We start from the raw sequence: 7,771 nt of genomic DNA, 5'->3' as shown, positions 1-7,771 counted from the left end.
TACTAATTATATCATATGAGCAATAAAATGTCAATGCCGAGTTTTCGGGCAATCGGGTATAATTTCGGCACTAAGAGTTTACCAAAAATCAGGAGAGTAAATGTTCAAAATCAATATCAGACTTTTGAAAGTTCAATATCGTTATCCGAAAGATAGATATATAGGTGTTGCAGGAGTAGTATATAGTGAAGTTGGTGAAGGGTGGTCATCTATAGTTTTCAGCTAATGATTATTGACTTGAAATTGCTATAAAATGACGATATATCGTGGTAAAATGGCTCGTCATTCGTTTTGTGTTAATGACAATTGCATGGTTTACCATGAATAGAGATGTTGGAACATCCGGTATGGGGGGTGAACGTGCAGGCTATTTTAAATGCATTTTCTATCGGTAATAAGGCTTTTCTGAAACTTTCGTGAAATCATATAATTGACCTCTATCAAAAATTTCTATCGAATTTTCTACCAAAATCACCCGATTTAGAATCTTACTCAAACGTGAGAATGTCACTGATTTGATAAAGAGTGATTCATAAACATAAAAAGCGGCTCGCCGTAAGAAAAGTTACTTGACTTAACTTTCGGTGAGCCGCTCTATTTTATACACTGCTCTTTAGCTATTTAAAATACAACCGGGAGAAGTAACGGGCTAATGCTTATGTGAGATTAGATCATCGTTACCTGTGATGACATCACTCCTGCTGCAATGCATCATCGCCGCACAATTAAGTATACTGATAAGAAAACAGTAATGTTAAGGGGGAGGAGCAAAATCGAGAATGTAAAGCTACTTTTTTCTCATAACTTAAACTGTATAGTCTATAGTAACAGGTCTTTTGATCTCAGAGCCATTTGCGATCAGCCTGTGGCGGCTGTTTTTTATTGTAATATTTTCGTCTTTAGCCAAAGTTTCCTTGCCGAGAGCTGACCTTACATCGACCTTTGTATCCGAGTCGGAAAGCAAGAGATGTGTATCCTCACTGTAACCGCCGAAAGCAAGAGCCTGCTGACCAATGATCTCAATATGGAGATGACAATCGCGCAGAGCAATATCCGAGCTTTTATAAAGCGAACCGAAGCAGGTTGAATTATCAGCCATAGTATTAAGAACAAGACTGACCTGTTCAGCACTTATGGAAGCTTTATCACCATTGAGAGTGCCGAATACTGTCAGGCAATTACTATGGGCGTAGAAATTTATAGAGCTTTTTCGTATAGTGATATTGGCATTGTTTTCAAGTGAGCCGATAAATGTACCGATACTTGCTGAAAAATCTGTTTCTATATGGCAGGCGTTCAGCTCAATATTTACCTCGCCCCTGACAGCGCCTATGCCGACCTCAGTCTCGGTGTTGATTTTAAGGTTGAATTCGCCGCGGTTTATATGTATATTGCCGCCGTATCCCGAACCGATACATATACCGTCCTTACCGCGGCAGCTGATATTTATGGGACCGTCCTGTTCAAAGACCAGATCTCCATGGCGCGAATCATGGTCGTTGCCTATGCCGTATGACTCGGCGGCATTCAGGTCGAGATTAAGTGCGCCGTCTCCCTCGATTACAAGCTTTGAGGATTCCGGGACCTGTATTCCCGATTCAAACATAGTATTAGTGCCCACAAGGACAAGAGTAACGTTTGAATTTTCGCCAAGCTCAATACAGGGACGGTTTTTGATATTGGCGAAATAAACATCCTCTAAGGTTATGCGTCCTCTGTAACAAGGCTCGATACGCATATGGATATTGGTCTTCATCTGGGGAGTACCTATTATAGATATATCCTTGTAGACCATTTCGTCGTGTCCTATAACAATATCCGTACAGCCATCCTTAGCCAGCTTTGCAAGTGAAACGCGGTTGGTCTTGCCGGCTGTATATATATGCTTTACATTGCCGTCGATATGTTCCTGATGATACTGTTTTATCTCACTTCGGCATTTTTCGTCTATCTGACTGACGATGTCAGCTGAAGGTCTGGCGGTATAAAAGCCTTGTATAAGGTCGGCTCCCAGATGTATCACTGTCTGGAGCTCCTTTGCGGTCTCGACACCCTCAGCTAGAGCCTTTATACCGTTATCGTGGCAGAAATCTATAATTTCGCGGACAAAATGCTGCTTCTGAGGGTATTCATGTATATCGCTGAGCAATGAACGGTCGATCTTGACGAAATCAGGCATATAGCGCAGCAGATTGCTGACATTGGAATAGCCTGTGCCATAGTCGTCAACAGCGATATTGATATGAAGCTTTTCAAAATTTGCTTTAAGTCTTTCAAGGTCTGAGTCCTTTAGCTCTGCTTCTTCCGTAAGCTCCACGACAACCTTGCCGGCATGGGCGGCAAGGGAATTATCCAGCTCAGAGGAGGCTTCTTCGCCGATGCTGACACCGGGGATACTGTTGATGAATACCTTTTTATCGCCGAGGTCATCTCTTTTTTTGTCTATGAGACTGAGAACATTCATAAATGTAGCACGTTCAACATCGGAAAGACGCTCCTGCATTGCTGCATATTTTATAATAGAGAGGGGAGAGACCTTTGATTCGGTGCGGGCGCGCATAAGTGCCTCAAATGCGTAGACACTTCCGTCAACAGCGCTGACGATGGGCTGGAAGTGATAATCCAGCAGATTCTCGTCCAGTATCCTTGTAACAAGCTGATACTGGACTTTTTCATTTGTATCAAGGCTGTCGTAGGCACGGTTAGTGACAGAGAATTTGCTATTGTGCAGGCGTTCGAGCTGCTCCTGCATATGCTTCAGCATAAGATTGCGGCGCAGTATTTCAAGACCTCTGCAAACAGAGCCTATCCAAAGCCTGTATGCTTCGTCGTAGCTTCGTATCTTGTCTCCGTAGCTTAAAACAGCGTATCCGAAGCATTCGCTCTCATAGAAAACAGGAGTGAAAAAGTAAGCAGTAGGATAGCCGCGTTCCTCGTCAAGGTCAGGGAGCATATCCGCTGTCTCAAACCACTCATCAAGGCTTGCGATATTGTTTTTTCGGTCGCTGCAAAAACGTATAGCGTGTATCATGCGCTTGGGATACCCATTGTTTTTCTGATGAATACCCTGAGCCGCGTTTTTCCATTCATTTGATAAGCAGAGGTGGAATTCCTTTGCGCCGTGTATCTGATATACATAGGAATAGACAGTGCTGAGGTATTCCTGTACTGATGACTGTAAAATAAGGTTCTCGTCCATTGTATTGAAAACTGAGTGATACCCTTCCTCTGATATATCTGTTCCCCAGTTATCGCGTTTTATCTGATAATGGGGCATCGACTCGCAGCCGCAGCCGCAGCTTTCGCCGATAAGCAGCTTTGACCTCAGCTTAAAGGAATCAGGTACTGTTCCCTTTATCCAGTCCATAAGGAAATTAAAGGCATATTCACCGAATTCCTCCGCAGGGATAAGAGCCGAGGTTATAGGCTTTGGACTGGTCTGACCTTCAAAAGTAGAATCATAGCCTATAACAGCTATGTCTTCAGGGACGCGTATACCTCGCTCGGCAAAAGCCTTGCAGAGTCCTATAGCCATCTGGTCATTAGCGCAGGCAACTGCGTCAGGAAGCTTTTTGCCGTCTTCGAGGAGCTCCTCTGCGCATATCTCTCCACTCTGATACCAGAAATCACCGTATATAATACGGTCCTCTGAAACTTCGAGACCGGCATTCGCCATTGCATCGCGGTAAGCCTTCAGACGCTCCTTTGAGTGTTTATGCCATTTTTTTCCTGACAGAAAGGCTATATCCTTGCAGCCGTGAACCTCTATAAGATGCGTTACGAGATCAAAAACAGCAGAATAGCAGTCAGTACATATACTTGGGAAGAGCTCGCTCTCTTTTTCGATGACAACAATTCGGTTTTCAAAGAAATCCTTTAAATAAAGCTCAAGGCTATCCGCGGCATTTTCAGTCTGGATACTGTCCTTCAGTATAACAGCGCCGTCGAACCTTTCGGGATTCATAAGGGAAAATATATTGGATTCGCCCTGTTCACGATCCTGCGTATCCTGATATTTGCGGTACATCGAAAAAATACAGACGTCATAGCCCTGAGAAAAAGCTTCTTTAAGAAAGCCGCTGATAAAACGGCTCTGATATGATTCGTCTGCCTGTCCCACAAATAATGCTATCCTTTTTCTGTGTTTGGTCATGCATATCCCTTCCTTTTGCAGGTGATTATTTGAAATACATAGATTTATTATTATTCTTTCAGTATATATAAAATTAACCATTATATATTATATCATAAAAATATTTTTACTTCATGGGAAATTATTGTATATGTTAAATAAGTTACGCGGCATATCTTCTGCTGTGTGAGTACTTATAGCTCCTGCCTATAAGCAATGATAATCCTTTCGTATTGGACAAAAGCCTATAGGTATGGTATGATTAGTTCATCAAAGGAAAACAGGAGTGAATAACATGGAAAATTACAGAAATATCACCAATTCGGAGCGAATGCGATGTTGCGGCTGATACGTTTTCAAAAGTAAGCTGATATTTGATTTTTAAGATATGAAAGGTGATAAATATGAATAACAAGGCTAAATACATTTCTATACTTGCAGCATTTTCGCTGCTTACAGGCTGCGGAGCTTTAAACAGCAGCTCAAACGAGAAACAGGCTGCCACAGAGGCAAAGACAGAGGCAACAACAGCAGCAGAGACTACAACAGACTGCTGCGAGGACGGTGAAAAGGATTGCTGTAAAGAGGAACCAAAGGACTGCTGCGGCGACGGAGCTGAGGCAGTACTTGGCAAGCCCGAAAAGACCGATATCAATATCGGCTACCTGAACTCAACAGCTCATCTTCTTGCATTTGTAGCAGCAGAAGAGGGCTACTTCAAGGAAGAGGGACTGAATGTAACACTCACACAGTTCTCAAGTGCAGCAGAGCTGGTAAACGGTCTCGAATCCGACAAGCTTGACGTTTCATTCATCGGTTCGGTGCCAACTCTTACATTCCTCAGCCAGGGACATGATATCTCTGTTATCGGCGGTGCAATGACAAACGGTCATGGCTACGTTATCAAGTCAGAGTTCGCAGACAAGGACGAGCTCGGCGTTGAGATACTCAAGGGCAGAAACGTTGCATCAGTAAAGAACAGCGTTCAGGATGCAGAGCTTCAGATCCTTCTCAAAAATGCAAACATTGAGATCGGCGAGGGCGAGGACAAGGTAAATATCGTTTACTTCGACAGCCAGAAGGACGCGTATGCTGCTCTTATGAACAAGTCGATTGACGCAGCTTCTGCTTACTCTCCATACACTTCACTTGCTAAGTCACAGGGCTATAAGGTAGTTTACTACTGCGCACACGAAAAGGCACTGGAGAACCAGCCATGCTGCCGTCAGGTCGCAAAGACTTCTGCTGTAAAGGATAACCCCAATACATTTACAGCTCTCGAAAGAGCATTTATCAAGGCTTACCACCTTACACAGAGCGACCACGAAAAAACGATCAAGGACGTTAAGAAATACATTGATATAGATGAGGAATTCGTCGACACAGAGGTATACGGCGGCTTCAGCGTATCAAGCCCCGATCCTGACAAGCAGGGTACTCTGACTCTTAAAGATACGATCGTAGAGCTCGGATATACTGAGGATTTTGACATCGAGCCTCATTACAATACAGAGATCTACAAGAAAGCACTTGACAGTATTTTAGCTGAGAGTTCCGATGACATCTATAAATCATTGAAGGAGCATTTTGATGACTACGAATAAGATAGAGATCAAAGATCTGACAGTTAATTATATCGAAAACAAGCGAAGCTTCAACGCACTCCATGACGTATCATTCGGAGTGGGCAAGGGCGAGTTCGTCAGTGTTATCGGTGCCAGCGGCTGCGGTAAGTCCACGCTTCTCAGCGTACTTGAGGGACTTTATACTCCGGCAGGAGGCTCGGTGCAGATAGACGGCAAGGAGCTTCACGGTACAGGTACAGAGCGCGGAGTAGTGTTTCAGCACTACTCCCTGTTCCCGTGGATGACTACAAGAAAGAACATTGAGTTCGGCATAAAGCAGTCACGCCGCGATGTAAAGCGCAGTGAACGTGCCAGGATAGCAGATGAATTTCTCACAAAGGTCGGACTTACAGGCTTCGGCAGCAAATACCCCTCACAGCTCTCAGGCGGTATGCAGCAGAGAGCGGCAATTGCACGAGCTCTTGCAATGAATACCGAGATACTCCTTATGGACGAACCGTTCAGCGCTATTGACGCAAAGAACCGCGTTATTTTGCAGGAGCTTCTTCTTAAACTCTGGGAGGGCGACGGTACAGAGGAGCGTAAGACAGTAGTTTTCGTAACTCATGATATTGACGAGGCTATACTTCTCTCTGATAAGATAGTAGTTCTTACAGCGCACCCGGGTACAGTAAACGAGGTAGTGAACGTACCCTTTGAGCGTCCGCGCAGACGTGAGGACTTAGTAAAAACAGACGAGTACGGCAAGTTCCGCAACAGACTTCTTTCGCTGCTCTACAGCGATATTGCCGAGCGTATCGGCGGAGATGAGGTGGTGTTATGACACTAAAAAAGCGCTATCTCCGCATAACACATCTGCTGTTCATAGCCCTTCTGCTGATACAGCTTCTTCCCGACAAGTCTACAAAGGACGTATTCACAGGCTCACTCATAGCCTTTGCAGTGGGACTTGAGATCATCGTACTTGCGGCTTCATCATTTATAAAGAAGGAAGAGGGCGTTTCGCTTCTCCTTGATATTACAGGATTTATATATATACTGCTTGGAGCATGGTCACTTGCAACTGCCAAGTTCAACGTGCTCAATGATATGCTTTTTCCGGCGCCCGGAAAGGTACTGCACCAGTTTACCGAGGACAGGTCGGCTATACTCACAAATATCGTAAGCTCGCTTGGCACAACGGTAAAGGGATTCCTTATTGCAGCAGCAGTAGCTATCCCGCTGGGACTTTTCATCGGCTGGAGCGCAAGAGTGGGCGGAGCTGCAACATACATCACAAAGTTTTTCAGCTCAATTCCGCCGATAGTTTATATACCATACGGTATTGCACTTCTCCCTACATTCAAGTCGGTATCCGTTTTCGTTATTTTCCTTGCTACATTCTGGCCTGTATTTGCAGGAACCATGAGCGGAGTTCTCGGAGTAGACAAGAAGATAATCGATTCGGCAAAGGTACTAAATGTCAGCAAGCCTGAAATGCTGTTCAGGGTAATACTTCCTGCATCGCTTCAGCAGATATTCCTCGGCTGCAATCAGGGACTCAGCGTATCATTCATACTTCTCACATCTGCGGAGATGATAGGCGCAAGGGACGGAATGGGCTATTATGTCAAGTATTATTCAGATTTCGGCGACTATACACGCACTATCACAGGACTTCTCGTTATCGGTTTTGTAGTAATAGGAGTTACTTTCCTTTTCAATAAGCTCCAGAACCGTCTTTTAAGGTGGAAACGATGAAAACTGAAAATAAGATGATAAAGCCAGAGAGCGATAGCTGTTCGTTCTTTGGCTTTTTTGTTTGCGAGCTGATAAATCACCGCTAAGCGCCGAGTACGTTGTCCGCTGCAAGGCTGATAGATATTATTTTTTTGAGACGAAATAAATAAAACATTCATAAATTACAGAATGATTCTATGACTATTGCTGAATATAAACCGAGCCTATTGACAATTATCAAAAATAATGCTATAATGCATATAGTTCCGATAGGAATACAAGAGATTAACAAAAAGGAGTGCTGAACATGAGAACTAATATGATGTGTTGTATG

General features: G+C 43.9%; 4 protein-coding genes. 3 read left to right on the top strand and 1 reads right to left on the bottom strand.

The window, feature by feature from the left end; all coding sequences use genetic code 11:
• Window positions 1–805 precede the first annotated feature (805 nt).
• Window positions 806–4,153 carry an EAL domain-containing protein gene (locus K5677_RS11585; protein ID WP_296728182.1) on the bottom strand — a complete coding sequence of 1,116 codons (3,348 nt, stop codon included), beginning with the start codon at window positions 4,151–4,153 and terminating at the stop codon, window positions 806–808.
• Window positions 4,154–4,536: 383 nt separating this feature from the next.
• Between K5677_RS11585 and K5677_RS11580 the strand changes: the two genes are divergently transcribed.
• Genes K5677_RS11580 through K5677_RS11570 form a run of 3 tightly spaced genes read left to right on the top strand, consistent with a single transcriptional unit; the run spans window position 4,537 to window position 7,458 of the window.
• Window positions 4,537–5,736: an ABC transporter substrate-binding protein gene (locus K5677_RS11580; protein WP_296728179.1), complete on the top strand. Its 1,200-nt coding sequence runs from the start codon at window positions 4,537–4,539 to the stop codon at window positions 5,734–5,736.
• Complete coding sequence (locus tag K5677_RS11575; protein ID WP_296728176.1) at window positions 5,723–6,541, top strand: ABC transporter ATP-binding protein; 819 nt, start codon at window positions 5,723–5,725, stop codon at window positions 6,539–6,541. The genes K5677_RS11580 and K5677_RS11575 overlap by 14 nt, the downstream gene beginning before the upstream one ends.
• On the top strand, window positions 6,538–7,458 hold the full coding sequence (locus K5677_RS11570) for an ABC transporter permease subunit (protein WP_296728173.1): 921 nt from the start codon (window positions 6,538–6,540) through the stop codon (window positions 7,456–7,458). The genes K5677_RS11575 and K5677_RS11570 overlap by 4 nt, the downstream gene beginning before the upstream one ends.
• The last annotated feature ends 313 nt before the right edge of the window (window positions 7,459–7,771 follow it).

The organism is Ruminococcus sp. (genome assembly GCF_024684275.1).
The sequence above is the reverse complement of the archived record's forward strand: the minus strand, read 5'-3'. Positions and strand labels throughout refer to the sequence as shown.

Bases quoted from the DNA above. Each gene is read 5' to 3' on its own strand.
- K5677_RS11585 (WP_296728182.1), bottom strand. From the start codon at position 4,153: ATGACCAAACACAGAAAAAGGATAGCATTATTTGTGGGACAGGCAGAC.
- K5677_RS11580 (WP_296728179.1), top strand. From the start codon at position 4,537: ATGAATAACAAGGCTAAATACATTTCTATACTTGCAGCATTTTCGCTG.
- K5677_RS11575 (WP_296728176.1), top strand. From the start codon at position 5,723: ATGACTACGAATAAGATAGAGATCAAAGATCTGACAGTTAATTATATC.
- K5677_RS11570 (WP_296728173.1), top strand. From the start codon at position 6,538: ATGACACTAAAAAAGCGCTATCTCCGCATAACACATCTGCTGTTCATA.